This is a genomic window from Streptosporangium amethystogenes subsp. fukuiense (genome assembly GCF_042665875.1).
GTDB classification, from domain to species: Bacteria; Actinomycetota; Actinomycetes; order Streptosporangiales; family Streptosporangiaceae; genus Streptosporangium; species Streptosporangium fukuiense.
This window is the reverse complement of sequence record NZ_JBHTEE010000001.1, coordinates 5,343,049-5,359,507: the sequence shown is the minus strand read 5'-3', so window position 1 is coordinate 5,359,507 and position 16,459 is coordinate 5,343,049. Positions and strand designations below refer to the sequence as shown.

At 70.0% G+C, this 16,459-nt stretch carries 12 protein-coding genes and 1 pseudogene; 4 read left to right on the top strand and 9 right to left on the bottom strand.

The genetic code is table 11. The features are described from left to right. Positions 1-76: 76 nt before the first annotated feature. The gene (locus ACFQVD_RS22900; RefSeq protein ID WP_343975777.1) at positions 77-991 is read right to left on the bottom strand and encodes a MerR family transcriptional regulator; all 915 of its coding nucleotides are present in this window, start codon (positions 989-991) and stop codon (positions 77-79) included. A 151-nt stretch (positions 992-1,142) separates the two neighbouring features. Between ACFQVD_RS22900 and ACFQVD_RS22895 the strand changes: the two genes are divergently transcribed. Continuing rightward, the gene (locus ACFQVD_RS22895; RefSeq protein ID WP_343975774.1) at positions 1,143-2,432 is read left to right on the top strand and encodes a cryptochrome/photolyase family protein; all 1,290 of its coding nucleotides are present in this window, start codon (positions 1,143-1,145) and stop codon (positions 2,430-2,432) included. Between the two features lie 87 nt (positions 2,433-2,519). Here the strand turns inward: ACFQVD_RS22895 and ACFQVD_RS22890 are convergent, their stop codons facing one another. The 6 genes and pseudogenes from ACFQVD_RS22890 to ACFQVD_RS22865 all read right to left on the bottom strand — a co-directional run bounded on the left by ACFQVD_RS22890 (position 2,520) and on the right by ACFQVD_RS22865 (position 8,757). Continuing rightward, complete coding sequence (locus ACFQVD_RS22890) at positions 2,520-2,888, bottom strand: hypothetical protein (protein WP_343975771.1); 369 nt, start codon at positions 2,886-2,888, stop codon at positions 2,520-2,522. A 90-nt stretch (positions 2,889-2,978) separates the two neighbouring features. Next, positions 2,979-3,656 carry a uracil-DNA glycosylase gene (locus ACFQVD_RS22885; RefSeq protein ID WP_343975768.1) on the bottom strand — a complete coding sequence of 226 codons (678 nt, stop codon included), beginning with the start codon at positions 3,654-3,656 and terminating at the stop codon, positions 2,979-2,981. Between the two features lie 82 nt (positions 3,657-3,738). Continuing rightward, positions 3,739-4,616: pseudogene (locus ACFQVD_RS22880) on the bottom strand (carbohydrate ABC transporter permease). After that, a complete protein-coding gene (locus ACFQVD_RS22875) occupies positions 4,613-6,073 on the bottom strand; it encodes an ABC transporter permease subunit (RefSeq protein WP_343975762.1) in 1,461 nt (486 codons plus the stop codon). The pseudogene ACFQVD_RS22880 and the gene ACFQVD_RS22875 overlap by 4 nt, the downstream one beginning before the upstream one ends. A gap of 12 nt (positions 6,074-6,085) precedes the next feature. Beyond that, positions 6,086-7,396 (bottom strand): ABC transporter substrate-binding protein, encoded by a 1,311-nt coding sequence (locus tag ACFQVD_RS22870; protein ID WP_343975759.1) that lies wholly within the window; start codon positions 7,394-7,396, stop codon positions 6,086-6,088. Between the two features lie 104 nt (positions 7,397-7,500). Next, complete coding sequence (locus tag ACFQVD_RS22865) at positions 7,501-8,757, bottom strand: ABC transporter substrate-binding protein (RefSeq protein ID WP_343975756.1); 1,257 nt, start codon at positions 8,755-8,757, stop codon at positions 7,501-7,503. Between the two features lie 140 nt (positions 8,758-8,897). Between ACFQVD_RS22865 and ACFQVD_RS22860 the strand changes: the two genes are divergently transcribed. From ACFQVD_RS22860 to ACFQVD_RS22850, 3 genes are read left to right on the top strand one after another with little or no spacing between them, the layout of a single operon-like run. Beyond that, on the top strand, positions 8,898-9,395 hold the full coding sequence (locus ACFQVD_RS22860) for a PadR family transcriptional regulator (RefSeq protein ID WP_343976006.1): 498 nt from the start codon (positions 8,898-8,900) through the stop codon (positions 9,393-9,395). Beyond that, positions 9,392-10,135, top strand: a complete 744-nt coding sequence (locus ACFQVD_RS22855; protein ID WP_364159115.1) for an ABC transporter ATP-binding protein — start codon at positions 9,392-9,394, stop codon at positions 10,133-10,135. Before ACFQVD_RS22860 ends, ACFQVD_RS22855 begins: the two co-directional genes overlap by 4 nt. After that, positions 10,132-12,510: an ABC transporter permease gene (locus tag ACFQVD_RS22850; RefSeq protein WP_343975750.1), complete on the top strand. Its 2,379-nt coding sequence runs from the start codon at positions 10,132-10,134 to the stop codon at positions 12,508-12,510. Before ACFQVD_RS22855 ends, ACFQVD_RS22850 begins: the two co-directional genes overlap by 4 nt. Positions 12,511-12,552: 42 nt before the next feature. Here ACFQVD_RS22850 and treS read toward each other — a convergent pair whose 3' ends face one another. Both treS and ACFQVD_RS22840 read right to left on the bottom strand, forming a co-directional pair. Continuing rightward, complete coding sequence (gene treS / locus ACFQVD_RS22845; RefSeq protein ID WP_343976003.1) at positions 12,553-14,250, bottom strand: maltose alpha-D-glucosyltransferase; 1,698 nt, start codon at positions 14,248-14,250, stop codon at positions 12,553-12,555. Positions 14,251-14,724: 474 nt separating this feature from the next. Beyond that, positions 14,725-16,395 (bottom strand): asparagine synthetase B family protein, encoded by a 1,671-nt coding sequence (locus ACFQVD_RS22840; protein ID WP_343975747.1) that lies wholly within the window; start codon positions 16,393-16,395, stop codon positions 14,725-14,727. Positions 16,396-16,459: the final 64 nt, after the last annotated feature.

Genomic DNA, 16,459 nt, shown 5'->3' with positions numbered 1-16,459 from the left:
CGCAAGCAGGGCACGGCGGCACGCCGGTCAACGGGAGGGGAGAAGGGGGTCCGGTCCGCCGGTGAAAAGCCGGAACTCAGGCCAGAGCGGCGAGGACGCGGGTGAGTGCGTCCTGGAACGACGTGACGTGGGGGACCGACGCCGGCAGTCCCTCCCACCAGCCCGGACCGCCCGCGACGACCAGGCTCGGCGGGCGGAGCACGGGCAGCGACGCGAGCGGGGCGGGATCACCGGTCGCAGGCAGCTGGGACCAGACGAAGACCACCGAGGGGCCCAACCGGCGCATCGCGTCCGCCAGCGCCGGGTACGGGGTCCTGGCACCCAGCACCCGGGTCTCCACCCGGTGGTCGGTGGTCAGCGTGGCGGCCAGCGCGTAGATCGGCAGGCTGTGCTGCTCGTCCTCGGCGCAGGCGAGCAGTACGGGGCGGGTGTTGACCGGCTGGGCGGGACGCGTGGTGAGCTGGATCAGCGCCGCCAGCAGCCGGTCGGAGAACAGGTGCTCGATCTCGACGCTCGCGCCGCTCTCGGCCTGGCGGTCGCAGATCGTCTCGAAGACCGGTATCACCAGCCGCTCCCAGGTCCACGGCACGCCGTGCCTGACCAGCGACGCCTCTATCCAGTCGTAGACGGTTCGGCTGTCCAGTGTCATCGCCGCCCGCGCCAGCATCGCCGCCGTGGGGACGCCGGGCCGCTCCGCGACGGGAGAGGAGGGGATCTCCTCGGTGCCCGCCTCCGGAGCCGCCGGTGGGACGACCTCGATCCTCAGGACCTCCCGTGCCGCGTCGGAGGGGGGAACCCCGCTCCTGATGAGCCGGTTCATCTCCTCCAGGCGCCACAGGTCGCGGGCGTCGTAGCGCCGATGCCCCCCGGGGCTCCGGCGGCTCGGACCCACGCCGTAGCGTAGGTTCCAGGTCCGCAGCGTGGGGGCGGGCACGCCGAGGCGTCGTGAGACGGCGCCGATGCCGTATCCCGGCTCCTCGTCAGCGGTCACCTGTCGCTGCCTTTCCATCCCATCCCATTTCAAGCCCGCTACCGCCGTACCAGCGTGACCGGCGACACGAGCGGCCGATCCCCGGACATTCCTTCGACTTCCGAGCTCCGGCGGATGCAACCGGCGGAGCGTGACCCGGCGAAGGGGAAACGTGACCGATACTGTGATCGTTTTGTTCAGCCGCGATCTCCGGGTGCACGACCACCCGGCGCTCGCCGCCGCGTGCGAGCGCGCACGTCATGTCATACCACTCTTCGTCATCGATCCCGACATACCCGCGGGCAACCGCCTGGGATTTCTCGCCGAATGCCTGGCCGACCTGCGCGGATCGCTCCGCGAGCGGGGCGGTGAGCTGGTGGTGCGCAGGGGTGACCCGGTCGCGGAGACGATGCGCCTGGCGGGGGAGTCGGGGGCCGGGGCGGTCCACACCGGCGTGGACGTCAGCGCCCTCGCGCACCGCAGGCAGCGGCGCCTGGCGGCGGAGTGCGAGCGCGCGGGGGTGGAGTTCCGCGCCTTCCCCGGCCTGACGGTCGTGCCGCCGGACGCGCTCAGGCCGTCGGGCGGCGGTGACCACTACCGGGTCTTCACCCCCTACTGGCGGGCCTGGAGCCGGCAACCACGCAGGGACGTGCTCAAGGCCCCCGGCGTGGTCCATGTCCCCGAGGGCCTGAGCCCCGGCAGGCTGCCCGAGCCCGGACACGAGACGTACGAGCTGTTCAGGGGGGGTGAGACGGCCGGGCGCCGGAGGATGGAGCAGTGGTTGAGACACTGCGTGGACGACTACGCCGACGGCCACGACGACATGGCGGGCAACCGCACCTCCAGGCTCAGTCCCTATCTCCGTTTCGGCTGTGTCTCGCCGCTGGAGCTGGAGTCGCTGGCCGGGGAGGCCGGGGACGCCGGCGAGTTCGTCAGGCAGCTGTGCTGGCGGGACTTCTTCCATCAGGTGACACGGGCCTTCCCGCGGATCAACCGGGACGACTACCGCCCACGCGGGCACGAGTGGTGCGACGACGAGCACGCGGCGCAGGCGTGGCGGGAGGGCATGACCGGAATCCCCATCGTGGACGCCGGGATCCGGCAGATGCTCGCCGAGGGCTGGATGCACAACCGGGCCCGCCTGATCGTGGGCTCGTTCCTCGTCAGGCGGCTGCGTGTCGACTGGCGTGTCGGGGCCGACCACTTCTTCGAGCGGCTGCTCGACGGCGACGTGGCCAACAACTACGGCAACTGGCAGTGGGTCGCGGGGACCGGCAACGACACCCGGCCCAACCGGCCCGTCAACCACATCCGGCAGGCCAAGAGGTACGACCCGGAGGGTGAGTACGTCCGCCGCTACGTCCCCGAGCTCGCCACCCTGCCGAAGCGGGTGATCCACGAGCCGTGGAAGCTCCCCTCGGGCGTCCCCGGCTACCCCGCGCCGCTCGTCTCCATGGCCTGACGTGAGTGCTCCGGCGCCGAAAACCCCGCCGGTGGGCGGCCTTTCCAGCTGGAAAGGCCGCCCACCGGCGGGGTCGCCGGGTCGCTCTCAGTGCCGGTGGTTGTGACCGGCGTGGTCGTGGCCCGCGTGGTCGTCCTCGTCCTCGTCCTCGTCCTCGTCCGAGGGGCCCTCGGAGGGCTCGACGCCCAGCACGGCCTCGCGGGGCTCGATCTGCTCGACGTGCTCGATCAAACCCAGGACGTGGTCCGGCTCGATCAGCCACTGCAGCGCCGTGGCACCGGTCTCGTCGGCCGAGACCAGTTCGGCCTGCTCCTTGCGCTCGTCGTCGTCCAGGTCGGCGTCAGGGTGGTTGATCTCCTTCAGCGCGGCGGCCTGCAGGGAGGCGATGTCCTGCACCTCCACGGTCAGCTCAACAGTCAGACGCAGATAGCGTTCAGTGCCCGATTCATCACTCATGGTGGAAATCCTAGTGCCTGGTAAGGGTCGGACAGGGCCTGCGCCCTGTCCGTTGGATCTTTTGCCCGCCGAGAGATCCGCGGGACGGGGCTAGGGGAGCTTCCACTCCACGGGGGTCGCACCCTGCTGCTGGAGAAGCTCGTTGGTCTTGCTGAACGGGCGGGAGCCGAAGAAGCCGCTGCGGGCCGACAGGGGGCTGGGGTGGGCCGACTCGATGGCCGGGATGTCGCCGAGCATCGGGCGCAGGTTGCGGGCGTCGCGCCCCCACAGGATCGCCACCATCGGCTGCTCGCGCGCGACGAGGGCCTTGATGGCCTGCTCGGTGACCTCCTCCCAGCCCTTGCCCCGGTGCGAGGCGGGTTTGCCCGGCATGACGGTGAGCACCCGGTTGAGCAGGAGCACGCCCTGCTCGGCCCAGGGGGTCAGGTCGCCGTTGCTCGGCATCGGCAGCCCGAGATCCTCGGTGAGCTCCTTGTAGATGTTGCGCAGGCTGGCCGGGATCGGGCGTACGTCCGCGGCGACGGAGAAGCTCAGACCGATGGGATGACCCGGCGTAGGGTACGGATCCTGTCCCACGATCAGCACTTTGACCTGGTCAAAAGGCTGTTGGAAGGCGCGGAGCACGTTGGCCCCGGACGGAAGGTACTGCCTGCCCTCCGCCACTTCCCTCCGGAGGAACTCGCCCATCTCGGCGATCTTCTCAGCAACGGGTTCCAGGGCCTTGGCCCACCCGGCTTCCACGACTTCGTTCAAGGGACGTGCGGCCATGTGCAGGACCCTATCGATGTTTTAGGCCCGGTACGGCGCGTGCCGGAAATCGGCGCGCGCCGTACCGGGCCTGCCCCTGTCGTTACTTCACCGAACCGGCCATCATTCCCTGCACGAAATACCTCTGGAAGGCGAAAAGAGGATCAATGGGATGATCAGCGACAGGAAAGCGCCTGGCGCAAGAATGTCCACATTGGTTCCGAATTGCCGCATCTGGGACTGCAGGGCCTTGGTCATCGGCTGGTTCTCGGTGTTGGCGAAGACCAGGGCGACGAGCAGGTCGTTCCAGACCCAGAGGAACTGGAAGATGCCGAGCGAGGCGACCGCGGGCTTGGCCAGCGGGAACACCACGGTCGAGAAGATCTTCCACTCCCCGGCGCCGTCCATCCGCGCCGCCTCGAGCAGCGAGCGGGGGATGCCCGCGAAGAAGTTGCGGAGCAGGAAGATGGCGAACGGAAGCCCGAAGGCGACGTGGAAGAGGACGACGCCCGCGATGGAGCCGAAGATGCCGACCGTGCCGTAGAGCTTCGCGATCGGGATCAGCGCGATCTGGATCGGCACCACCAGCAGGGCGACCACCACGAGGAAGAGCGCGTCCCTGCCGGGGAACTCCATCCAGGCGAACGCGTACGCCGCCATGGCCGCGATGCCGATCACCAGGAGCGTCGCGGGCACCGTGATGAACACGGTGTTCCAGAACGACGCGGTGAACCCGCTCGCCAGCAGGTCGGTGTAGCTCTTGAGGGTGAACTCGGCGGGTTTGGTCAGGGCGGTCCACCAGCCGGTGGAGTTGTTGGCCGTCTCCTCGCGGAGCGAGACCACGAACAGCCCGAGAGTCGGGACCAGCCAGAAGACGCCGATCAGCACCAGCACCGCCTGGACCAGGCCGCCGCCGATCCGGTCGACGACGCGGCCCGCCACGCTGCGCGGTGGAGCGCCGAGGGTGGTGGAGGTGGTCACTGGTTGTCCCTCCTGAACCGGCGGATGTTGAGAATCATGAAGGGCAGCACGAGGACCAGCAGGAAGATGGAGAGCGCGCTGCCCAGCCCCTGGTCGCCTCCACCGCCGAAGGAGACGCGCCACATCTCCAGCGCGATCACGTTGGCCTGCGGCTGCACCGATCCCGGCGCGATGACGAAGACCAGGTCGAAGACCTTCAACGTGTTGATGATCATCGTGACGAACACGACGAGCAGCACCGGGGCGAGCAGCGGGACGGTGATCTTCCGGAACACCTGCCACTCGGTGGCGCCGTCGATGCGGGCCGCCTCGAGCGCGTCACGCGGGATGGCGGCCAGGCCCGCCGCGATCAGCACCATGGCGAATCCGGCCCACACCCAGATGAACGCCCCGATGATCGCCGGGGTGATCAGCGTCGGTCCCAGCCAGGAGATCCCGTTGAAGGGCGCCTGGAAGTTCGACGCCGGCAGCCGCACCTGGTAGTCGCCGGGGGCGAGGCCGGTGAAGCGGAAGGTGCCGTCGGCCTCGGTGTGGGCGGTGGCCTGAACGGCACCGTCTCTCACCGCCTCCACGGTCACCCCGACCAGACCTTTCTCCTGGGGGTCCACCTGGTTGACCGCTCCGCCGCCGCCCTGGGTGAAGTCCACCCACACCGTCCCGGCCAGCTCGCCGGGACCCGGCTGGGCCACCTTCGCCGGCGCGGCCGAGGCGAGGGAGTCCGGTTTCACGCCGACCAGCGGGACGAGCACCGTCTTCCCCGGGGCGGCGGGCTGCCTGCTCACCACCGCGCCCTGCGAGGCGGCGACCGGTGCCTGGTCGTTCTCCCTGGGACGGGCGTCCGGGTAGCCCTGGTCGGAGCCGAAGAGGCCGCTCACCGAGGTGATCACGGCGTTGGCCACGCCCCGGTCGGGAGCCTGCTCGTACACCAGGCGGAAGATGACGCCGGAGGCCATCAGGGAGACGGCCATCGGCATGAACACGATCAGCTTGAAGGCCGTCGCCCAGCGGATCCGCTCGGTGAGCACGGCGAAGATCAGACCCATCGCGGTGACCAGGAGGGGGGCCACCACCACCCAGATCAGGTTGTTCCTGATCGTGATCAGGGTGGCGGAGTCACTGAAGATCGTGGCGTAGTTCCCCGCGCCGACGAAACCGTCACCGTTGGCGTCGTAGAGGCTGCGGAAGATCGAGTAGATGATCGGATAGATCACCATCACGCCGAGCAGGAGCGCTCCCGGCAGCAGGAACCAGATCGCCATGCTCGGCGGCGGTCCCAGCCGGGCGGCCTTCTTCGCCGGCTTCACCGGCGCGGCGTCCCCGGCGGGGGCGTCGGGTGGGGGGGTGCGGACCTCGGGGCCGGCGTCGGGCGCCGGCCGCAGGGTGTCGTTCGGTCCGGGGGAGGACCCGCCGGCGGTGTCGCCGTGCGGGTCCTGCGGGCCGTCTAACCGGTTGGTCACGGCCTTGCTCCCTTACTTCCAGGCTTTCTTGGCCTCGGCCTCAAGCTTGGTCTGGATGCCCTTGATGTCCGAGGGGTCGCGCACGAAGTCCTGCAGGAGCTTCCACTGGCCCTTGCCGTCCGTGCCGCCGAAGGCGCTCGGCGCCAGGTCGGACATGTCGTAACGGACCGCGTCACCGGCGGAGATGATCGTCTGGGCGAGCTGCTTGGTCAGCTCGGCGGGGTAGTTGTCGGGTGAGACGTTGCGGTTGGGGGAGAGGTAGCCGGGAAGCTTCGCCCAGATCTCGCCGCCCTCCTTGGAGGCGAGGAACTCCAGCAGGGCCATCGCGCCCTTGGAGTCCTTCAGCACCACCGCGATGTCGCCGCCCAGCACGACCGGCTCGGTGTCACCGGCCTTCGGGAACGGGAAGTACTTGGCCTCCTCGCCCAGCTTGGCGCCCGACTCCTCGGCGGTGGTGCCCACGAAGTCGGCCTCGATGACCATGGCGGACTTGTCCTGGCCGTAGACCTGGGTCACGCAGGTCGGGAAGTCGGTCTGCAGGGCGCCGGAAGAGCCGCCGAGCAGGAACTCCTTCTTGCCGACGAGCTGCCCGATCTTCTCCAGCGCGGTGGTCACGCTGGGGTCGGTCCACGGGATCTCGTGCTTGGAGAGCTTGGTGTAGTTCTCCGGGCCCGCGCTGGACAGGTAGACGTTCTCGAACAGGTCGGTCAGCGTCCAGCCGGAGGCGCCGCAGAGGGAGAACGGCGGGGTGCCGGAGTCGGCGATCGTCTGGGCGGCCTTGACCAGGTCGTCCCAGGTGGCCGGAGGCTGCACCCCGGCGTCCTGGAACGCCTGGTCGCGGTACCAGATGAGCGACTTGTGGGCCGCCTTCACCAGCACGCCGTAGGACTGGCCGCCCGCCGACCCGAGCTCCTTCCAGTACGGGGTGTAGTTGTCGTCGATCTGCTTCTGGACCTCGGCGGTGAGCGGCTTGAGCGCCTTCTGGTCCGCGTACTGCTGGACCAGGCCCGGCTGGGGCAGGATCGCGATGTCCGGCGGGTTGCCGCCCTCGATACGGGGACCGAGGTAGGCGCCGGTGTCCTCACCGGTGGAGGCGTAGGTGACCTTGGCGCCGGTCTTCGCCTCGAACGCCTTGAGCACTTCCTGGAAGTTGGTCTGCTCGGCGCCGGTCCACTTGGCGGCGACCTCGATGGTCACCCCTTCGAGGGTCTTGGCGGCGGGCGCGGACGCGCTACCGGCCGGTGTGGTGGGGGTCGACTCGCCGCACGCGGCGAGTGCCAGGGCGAGTCCTGCCGTGGTCACCGCTGCAATGGTTTTACGCATGCCGGGTAGACCTCCTGAGGTATTGAGGTTTTGAAATGGGGGATATAGGGACTTGCCAGCGCTTGAGGTGGGGATGACGGTTCGCTCCGAGGGGTGGCCCCGGGTCAACGAACCCGAATGATCTCGTCGAGCTGGCCTTTCATGGAGGCGACAACGTCGTCGCCGGCCTCCTCGAAAGGGGGAGTGAGCGCGTTGGAGACCGCGCTGGCGATCACCAGGCTCACCTGGTTGTAGTTGGCGCTCGCCGGTCTGGGGCGGGCGGAGAGGATGCTCTGCTTCAGAACCGGCAGGTAGGGGAAACGCTTGATCAGATCGGGGTCGTCGTACAGCTCGGCCCACACGGGCGGGAACGAGCCGTCGGCGAGCACCCGCCGCTGGTTCTCCAGGCTGGTGAAGTAGCGGATGAACTCGGTGGCCGACTTCTGCCGCTTGGAGAAGGCGCTAACCGCGAGGTTGTAGCCGCCGAGTGAGCCGGCTCCCGGGCCGTTCAGCCCGGGAAGCCTGGTGACCCCGAACTTGTCCGCGACGGAGGAGAGGGTGGCCGGCCCGTACGCGTGCGGCCAGTTACGGGCGAAGGCCAGCTTGCCCTCCTGGAAGGCCATTCGCGACTCCTCCTCCTTGAAGGAGAGCGACTCGGGCGGAATCCAACCCTCTCTGAACCCGTCCACCAGGAAGTCCAGACCGGCCTTCGCCCTGGCCACGTCCATGGTCACCGAGGTGCCGTCCGGGCTGAGGATCTGCCCACCCGCCGACTGCACGGCCTCGGTGAAGTTGACGGTCAGGCCCTCGTAGGCCAGGAACTGACCCGCGTAGCCGCCGATGTCGTACTTGGTGCGCAGGGTCCGCGCCTGCTTGCGCAGTTCGGCCCAGGTCTTCGGAGGTTCGAACCCCTCCTTGGCCAGCAGGTCCTTGCGGTAGTAGAGCAGTCCGGCGTTGCTGGTGTACGGCACCGCCCAGAGTTTGCCCCGGTAGAGTGCCGTGTCGACGACCGGTGGCAGGAACCGGTCGAGCGGGAACATCGCACGGTCCAGCGGCAGGATCCAGCCCGCCTCGGCGAACTCCGCCGTCCAGACCACGTCCAGCCCGAGCACGTCGTAGCGGTCACTCCCCGCCTGCAGGTTGGCGACCATCTGAGCGCGCTGCTCGTCGGCCGCCTCGGGCAGTTCGAGCAGGCTCACCCGCTCCTCGGGGTGCGTCTGGTTCCACCGATCCAGCAGCGGTTGCAGATACGCCGTCGTGTCGCGGCCGATGACGAGGGTGAACGGGCCGGTCCCGCCGAACCGTTCGGTCTCCTGCGAGCCGGCCGCCGAGCACCCCGCCACCAGAAGCACGGCGAGCACGACGGGGATGAGTCGGCGCACCGTGACCTCCGGGTTTCCCGTTGATTACATACGTGTTAGGTAGATGCATGCATGTTATGCATAGCGATAACATCATCGTCAACGGATAAACCCGTAACGCTCACGTAACGAGCTCTCCGAGGAGGTGGGGCGTGCGGCCGATGCTGCTGGCGCTCCTCGCAAAGGAACCTGCCCACGGGTACGAGCTCAAACAGGCCCTTGAACAGATCTTCGGCAGCGCCTATCCTTCCCCGAACATCGGGCAGATCTACGTCACGCTCGGCCGTCTGGAGAAGGACGGCCTCGTGCGCGTCGTGGACGTCGAGCAGTCCAACCGGCCGAACAAGAAGGTCTACTACCTGACGGCCGCGGGCCGCGAGGCCCTCGAAACGTGGGTGGACGAGCCCACCGAGGGGCCCAGGGTCAGAGACGAGTTCTTCATGAAGCTCGTGCTGGCCCCGATGACCGGCATCGCCGACAGGATGGCGATGATCAACCGCCAGCGCCGTCACTACCTCGGACTCATGCGTGACCTCAACGAACTCGCCGGACGGGCCGACCGCGACAATCGCGCCGCGCTCCTGCTCATCGAGGGGGCCATGCTCCATCTCCAGGCTGATCTCGACTGGCTCGAACGTTGTCAGGAGGAGCTGAGTTGACGTCCCCCGTGGTCGACACCGTCAATCTTGTCAAGATCTACCAGGACGGCGAGGTGCCGGTGCCCGCCGTGCGAGGGGTCGACCTGCGGGTGGAGGCGGGAGAGTTCGTGGCGGTCATGGGACCGTCGGGCTCCGGCAAGTCCACCCTGATCCACATGATCGGCGGCCTTGAGGCCAGAACCAGCGGCGAGATCTGGCTCGACGGACAGCGGACCGACATGCTGAAGGAGAGCGCCTGGGCGCTGCTCCGCCGCAAGAAGATCGGCTTCGTCTTCCAGTTCTTCAACCTCGTCGCCAACATGACCGTGGCCGACAACGTCGAGCTGCCCGCGCTGCTGGCCGGGGTCTCCGCGAAGGAGGCCCGCAGACGCCGCGAACACCTCCTCGGTGAACTCGGCCTGACCGCCCGCGCCGACGCCGCGCCTGCCCAGCTCGCCGGCGGCGAGCAGCAGCGGGTCGCGCTGGCCCGCGCACTGGCCAACAAACCGAGCCTGCTGCTCGCGGACGAGCCCACCGGCAACCTCGACAGCCGCAACACCCGCGACGTGCTGCGCCTGCTCGGCGAGGTCCACCGCGAGGGCCAGGCCATCGTCCTGGTCACCCACGACGCCCGGGTGGCGAGCCTGGCCGACCGGGTGGTCTCCCTGCTGGACGGCCAGATCGTCGACGACGGCGGCGCCGGCCTGGCCCGCCGCCGTCCCCGGGGCGGCCCCGGTGACGTCATCGAACTGAGAGGTTGACCGGTGCGACTCCCCCCTCCCCGGCCGACATCGCCGGGGATCGCCCGAACCATGCCTTCGCGGGCCGTACGGCCTTCGCCGCCGGGAGCGCCGCGGTGAGCACGGTCCACGCCTCCGTCAGGTGGATCCGGGCCGACCTCAGAGCGCGCAGGGCGCAGGCACTGCTGACGGTGCTCGCCGTGGCCGGGATCGTCACGGCGCTGATCACCTCCGCGACCCTGCTGGAGGACGGCACCAACCCCTGGCGCGGCCTCTTCGCCGAGTCCAGGGGCGCGCACGTGTGGATACACACCAGGGACGCCCCCGATCCGGCCGCGCTGGCGAGGCTCCCCGGCGTGGTCCAGGTCGCCGGTCCCTACCGGTCGGCCCCGGTCACCCTCACACTGGAGGGCAGGAAGTCGCCGGTGGCGCTGCGGGAGATCGCCGCGACACCGCAGCAGGTCGCCGTCCCGCTGGTCCGGGAGGGGCGCCCGCTCCGCTCCGGCGACACCGACGGCGTGGTCGTCGAGCGCTCCTTCGCCAAGGCGGTCGACCTGAAGGTGGGCGCCCCGTTCCCGGTGACCGGGCTCAACGGCGCCACCCACCCGCTCATCGTGGTCGGCCTGGCCGACAGCGCGGAGCAGGGCTTCTACCCCGAGTGGACGCCCGGCCTGGCCTGGACGCTCGCGCCGATCCTGGCCAGGGTCGAGCCCGCGCTGGGCCGCAGCGAGTCGGTCACCGGGCTGCGCCTGGCCGACGGCGAGGCCACGCTGCCCGCCGTGCACGGTGCCGTCACCCTCCTGGAGGGGCAGATCCAGCGGATGTCCACCTGGCGCGAGGTCCGCGCCTCGATGGAACTGGACAACCGGCTGCTCGGCCTGCTGCTCGCGCTGTTCGGCGTCACCGGGCTGGTCGCGGCCGCGCTCGCCATCGCCAACGCGGTGGGCGGCCGGGTACTGACCCAGACCCGCGACATCGCCACCCTCAAGTCCCTCGGCTACACCCGGGGCCAGGTCTTCGGCGTGCTCATGGCCGAGCATGGCGCGCTCGGGCTGCTCGGCATCGTCATCGGGCTCCTCTGCGGCCAGGTCGCCGCCTCGTTCGTGCTGGACGGGATGCCGATCCTGCCGCTCTCGCCGGGCCCGCTGCTCGCCATCGTCGGCGGTACCGCCGCGGTGGTCTGCGTGGCGGTGGCCCTGCCGGCCTGGCGCGGCGGGCGCACCCCTCCGATCCCCGCGGCCCCCGCGGCGCCGCTCCGGGGGCACCTGTCGCGCCTGGCGCGGCTGGCGCTCCTGCTGCGGCTGCCGCCCGCCCTGGTCCTGGGCACCCGCGACGCCTTCACCAGGCGGGTCCCGGCGTTCCTGAGCATCTTCGGCGTCGCGATCCCGATGATGATGATCACCATTGGGCTCGGCTGCTGGGCCACCCTGGACGACTTCCTCCGCCACCCCGAGCAGGTGGGCCAGGCGGCGGCGCTCACGGTGCGCCCGGACAAGCTTTCCGCGGACGAGGCCCTCAGGACCGCCAGGGCCGACCCCGAGGTGCTGGCCGCCTATCCCGGCGCCGAGGTGCTCGCCCTGGAGCCCGAGCAGACCAGGAGCGTGCTGGCCCGCGCCGCGGGCACCTCGGCCGAGCCGTACCCGTTCTCGGTGGTCGAGGGCCGGATGTACGCCGCCAGGGGAGAGGCGGTCGCCGGGCAGGGGCTGCTCGACCTGCTGGGGGTGCGGATCGGCGACCGGGTCCGGCTGACCGTGGGCGGCACCCCGCTGATCGTGCACCTGGTGGGCCGGGTGGTGGAGCCGGACCAGGACGGGGAGGTGCTCTCCTTCGGCATCGACAGCCTCGCGGCCAAGGACGCGGTACCGCCGCAGTTCTACAGCCTGGTGCTCAGGCCGGGCGCGGACCCGGCCGAGGTGCGGGCGCGGCTGCTGGCCGCCTCGGCAGAGGCCCTCGAGGTGCACCGGGTGGTCAATCCGGCCGAAAGGCTCGCGATCATCCGGGTGGTGATCGTGGCGCTGATCGGCGTGCTCGCCCTGCTGGGCCTGGCCAACCTCCTCACGGCCGCCGCCCTGGGCCTGCGCGACCACGCCTTCGACCTCGCGGTGCTCAAGGCCATGGGCCTCACCCCCAGGCAGGTGGCCGCCACCCTGGTCACCGGGACCGGCCTGCTGATCGTGCTGGGCGTGGTCGCGGGTACCGCGGCCGGGGCCTCGCTGGTCGGCGGGCTGATCGACCTGCAGGGCCACACCAGCGGCGTCGGCGCCGGCATCGGCCGTACGCCCTCGGCCCTGACACTCGCCGTCGCGATGCTCGTCGCGGTCGGCTCCGCCCTGCTGGTGACGCTGATCCCGGCGGGCCGCGCGGCCCGCGCCCAGGTCCCGGTAACGGCCAGATAGCCCCGGGACACGTGTCTCGGGGCTATCCCTCGAAAGCCGTTCTCAGGGCCTGAGCGAGAACCAGTAGAAGCCGTGACCCGGCAGGGTCAGCAGGTACGGCAGGGTGCCCACCGCGGGGAAGTGCACCCCGCCCCTGGCCTCGACCGGGGTCATCCCCGCGAAGCGGCGCAGGTCGAGCTCGACCGGCTGGGGGTACTTCGACAGGTTGTTGACGCAGAGCATCAGGTCGTCCCCGTCCTCACGGACGAAGCTGAGCACCGCGGGGTTGCTGGACCACAGTTCGTTGTAGACGCCGGTGCCGAAGACCGGGTGTTCACGGCGGATCGCCAGCATGTTCCTGGTGAAGTGGAGCAGCGACGCGGGGTTCCGCTGCTGCGCCTCCACGTTGACCGCCTGGTAGCCGTAGATCGGGTCCATCACGGCGGGCAGGTAGAGGCGTCCGGGGTCGGCCGTGGAGAAGCCCGCGTTGCGGTCCGGGCTCCACTGCATCGGGGTGCGGACCGCGTCGCGGTCCTCCAGCCAGATGTTGTCACCCATGCCGATCTCGTCGCCGTAGTACATGACCGGGGAGCCGGGCAGCGAGAGCAGCAGCGCGGTGAACAGCTCGATCTGGTCGCGGTCGTTCTCCAGCAGCGGGGCGAGGCGGCGCCGGATGCCGAGGTAGGCCCGCATGCGCGGGTCCTTGGCGTACTCGGCGTGCATGTAGTCGCGCTCCTCCTCGGTGACCGTCTCAAGCGTGAGCTCGTCGTGGTTACGGAGGAAGATGCCCCACTGGCCGCTGTCGGGGAGCTTCGGAGTCCGCGACATGATCTCGGAGATCGGCTCGCGGCTGCCCCGCCGCACGCCCATGAAGATGCGCGGCATGAGCGGGAAGTGGAAGGCCATGTGGCACTCGTCGCCGCCGACCGCGGGGTCGCCGAAGTACTCGACCACGTCCTCGGGCCAGCCGTTGGCCTCGGCCAGCAGCACCCGGTCGGGGTAGAGGCGGTCGACCTCGGCGCGGACCTTCTTCAGGTAGGCGTGGGTCTCCGGCAGGCCGGAGCAGTCGGTGCCCTCGCGTTCGAAGAGGTAGGGCACCGCGTCGAGGCGGAAGCCGTCGATGCCCAGGTCCAGCCAGAAGCGCAGGACCTCCAGCATGGCCTCCTGGACCGCCGGGTTCTCGTAGTTCAGGTCCGGCTGGTGGTGGAAGAAGCGGTGCCAGTAGTACTGCTTGCGGATCGGGTCGTAGGTCCAGTTGGACTCCTCGGCGCCGATGAAGATGATCGGCGCGTCGGGGTAGCCGGTCGGGCTGTCCGACCAGACGTAGAAGTCGCCGTACGGGCCCTCGGGGTCGTGCCGGGACGCCTGGAACCAGGGGTGCTTGTCGCTGGTGTGGTTCATCACCAGGTCGGTGATGATGCGCAGGCCCCGCTGGTGCGCCGACTCGATCAGCTCCACGAAGTCTCCGAGGTCGCCGAAGTCCGGAAGGATCTTCATGTAGTCGGAGATGTCGTAACCGCCGTCACGCAGGGGGGACTCGTACAGCGGGAGCAGCCACAGGCAGTCGACGCCGAGCCACTGGACGTAGTCCAGCTTCTCGATGAGGCCGCGCAGATCGCCCGTGCCGTCGCCGTTGGAGTCCTTGAACCCGCGGACCAGCACTTCGTAGAAGACGGCGCGCTTGTACCACTGGGGGTCGGCCGAGACGAAGTCCTCGGCGACGGACTCGTGCGCAGGGGAGGGGGAGGGGGATGAGGTCATCGTGTTCTCGCTCACGGTGATGAAGGGCAGGACGAAGTCACCGGATGCTCCGGCTGATGATGTGTGGTGACCGCGCCGGCTGGAGTCGTCATCCCCATGAGCTCCATGCCCTCGGACAACCGAATTTGTGATTCGGGGCCATCCGTTGTGGCGCTTTCTGGGCCGAACACTACCAGCCGAGTGAACCCGTCGAAGCCCTCTTGGCAGGGGAGGTCGCCTCTGTCACACGGAATCGGGGCGCGCATCGCGCCATGCCCGCGTAATCGCCGCGTCGCTTACTGTTTTCCTGCCTGAAACACGACACGCCCCAACGGGGTGACCTCGGCTTATGGCGGCGGCCCCGGCCGGGGCGCGCGCGGTGCGGCGGGGACGCGCTCCGGCGTTCCCGCAGGGAGGCCGAGCCTGATTCCGGGGGCGCCGGAAAACTCCGCGGGGCCGTGTGGTACGGCCCCGGCGGGCGGAGGCGTCAGGAGGTCAGCTCCAGGGCGGGGTGAGGTCGGGCAGCCGGTCCTGGTAGTCGCCGAGCCAGGCGCCGAACAGCACCAGGCCGCGCACCCAGAAACGGTCGTTCCAGCCGTTGAACCGCGTCAGGCCGTCGGGGCCCTCGGCGATCACGGTGTGCAACTGCTCGGAGAGCAGCGAGGGCACGGCGTCGGCGACGAGGGTGAGCATCCGGTGGCCGTACTCCCTGGCGGGTGCGGCGGCCGAGCGGAGCGGGACCCGCGCCAGCGGCTGCTTGACCACGTTGGTGGAGGGCAGCGCGGCCACCCGCGGGTTGGCCGCGTACAGCAGCTCGCGGTAGAAGCGCCCCTGGTCCTTGCGGTTCACCCCGACGGAGAGCGCCGCGTCGAAGAAGTCGGGGTGCATGAACGGCGCCGTGAACGAGACCTCGGGGCCGACCAGGTTGACCGGGGAGCGGGCGATGCCCCGCGCCGTCCTGGTGTGCAGGACCGACAGCGGCAGCTCCGCCCGGTGGCCGTTGAGCATGGAGGTCGACTGGGTGAAGGCGTGCCCGACGCTGTCGGTGATCCACTCTTGCGCCTGCTCCGACAGGAAGGGCGTGGAGGGGGAGCCGAGCGCCAGCGAGCCGAGCAGCGCGGCCTTGCGCCCGGCCTGGCTGGAGGCCTCCAGTGCGGCCCCGCTGACCATGAAGTTCTTCAGCAGCGGCCCCCCGGCCAACCCGTCGACCAGGGTCCGCCCGGCCCGGTGCACCTCGCGGGCGAAGGGGGTGTACCAGGCGTGGTGCGGGGTGAGGAACTCCAGCCGTCGCGCCGCGGCCAGCGCGTCGTCGGGATAGGCGGCGGCGTCCTGGGGGATCACCCGGTGGCGCACGCCCAGCTCGCGGGTTATCGCCTTGGCGAAGACGATGTCGGTGTCGGTGCCGTCGTCGGGACTGGTCGTCCACGACTCCACGTCGGCGCCGCGGGCCACCGCCACCGAGCAGAGCAGCCGCGAGTCGTAGCCGCCGCTGACCGGTACGAGCAGCGGACGCCCGTCGAGCTCCTTGTAGACCTCGTGCAGGATCTCCAGGATCTCCCCGGCGGTCCTTCCCGCCTCGTACGGCTCCTCGCGCAGCCACCGGGGCAGCATCCGCTCGACGGAGATCCGGCCCGACGCCCGGTCGAAGACCAGCGCGCTCGCCCCGGCCAGCCGCTTCACCTGCGTGTACGGGGTGTCGTCGCGCAGCGGGAAGGTGAGCTGGATGATCGAGGCCCAGGCGTCCCAGTTGATCTCGTACGGGGTGCGCGCCAGGGAGAGCAGCGGTTCGAGCAGCGAGGAGAAGTAGAGCGCCCCGCCGCGGAACAGGTAGTAGACGTCCACGAGGCCGAGGCCGCCGGCGTGCAGGGTGATCCGCTCGCCGTCGTCGATCAGGCCGGGCGTCTCGTAGGTCTCGGCCACAGTGATCCACTGCGCCTTCCCCGCTGCCGCCCCGCCGGGTTTGCGCTCCCCCCAGGCGAAGGCCCAGCTGTGCTCGTCCCGCCGGTAGGGCGGCAACGGGGAGGAGCTGAACAGGGTCGCGTGCCGGTTCTGGACGGCGGGCCCGACCCGCGGTCCCGCCCCGCGCAGCGTCTCCAGGACCGCCTCGTCGAGGTGCCCGATGCCGCCGCAGACGTACGGCCTCACATTGAACGTCGGCCACTGCACCGTGCTGACTCCTCTATGTCGCGATTGAGCAAAGGGTATCCTTTCGCCCGGCTGAGGAAACGGA

Bases quoted from the DNA above. Each gene is read 5' to 3' on its own strand.
- ACFQVD_RS22870 (WP_343975759.1), bottom strand. From the start codon at position 7,396: ATGCGTAAAACCATTGCAGCGGTGACCACGGCAGGACTCGCCCTGGCA.
- ACFQVD_RS22890 (WP_343975771.1), bottom strand. From the start codon at position 2,888: ATGAGTGATGAATCGGGCACTGAACGCTATCTGCGTCTGACTGTTGAG.
- ACFQVD_RS22885 (WP_343975768.1), bottom strand. From the start codon at position 3,656: ATGGCCGCACGTCCCTTGAACGAAGTCGTGGAAGCCGGGTGGGCCAAG.
- treS (WP_343976003.1), bottom strand. From the start codon at position 14,250: ATGACCTCATCCCCCTCCCCCTCCCCTGCGCACGAGTCCGTCGCCGAG.
- ACFQVD_RS22860 (WP_343976006.1), top strand. From the start codon at position 8,898: ATGCTGCTGGCGCTCCTCGCAAAGGAACCTGCCCACGGGTACGAGCTC.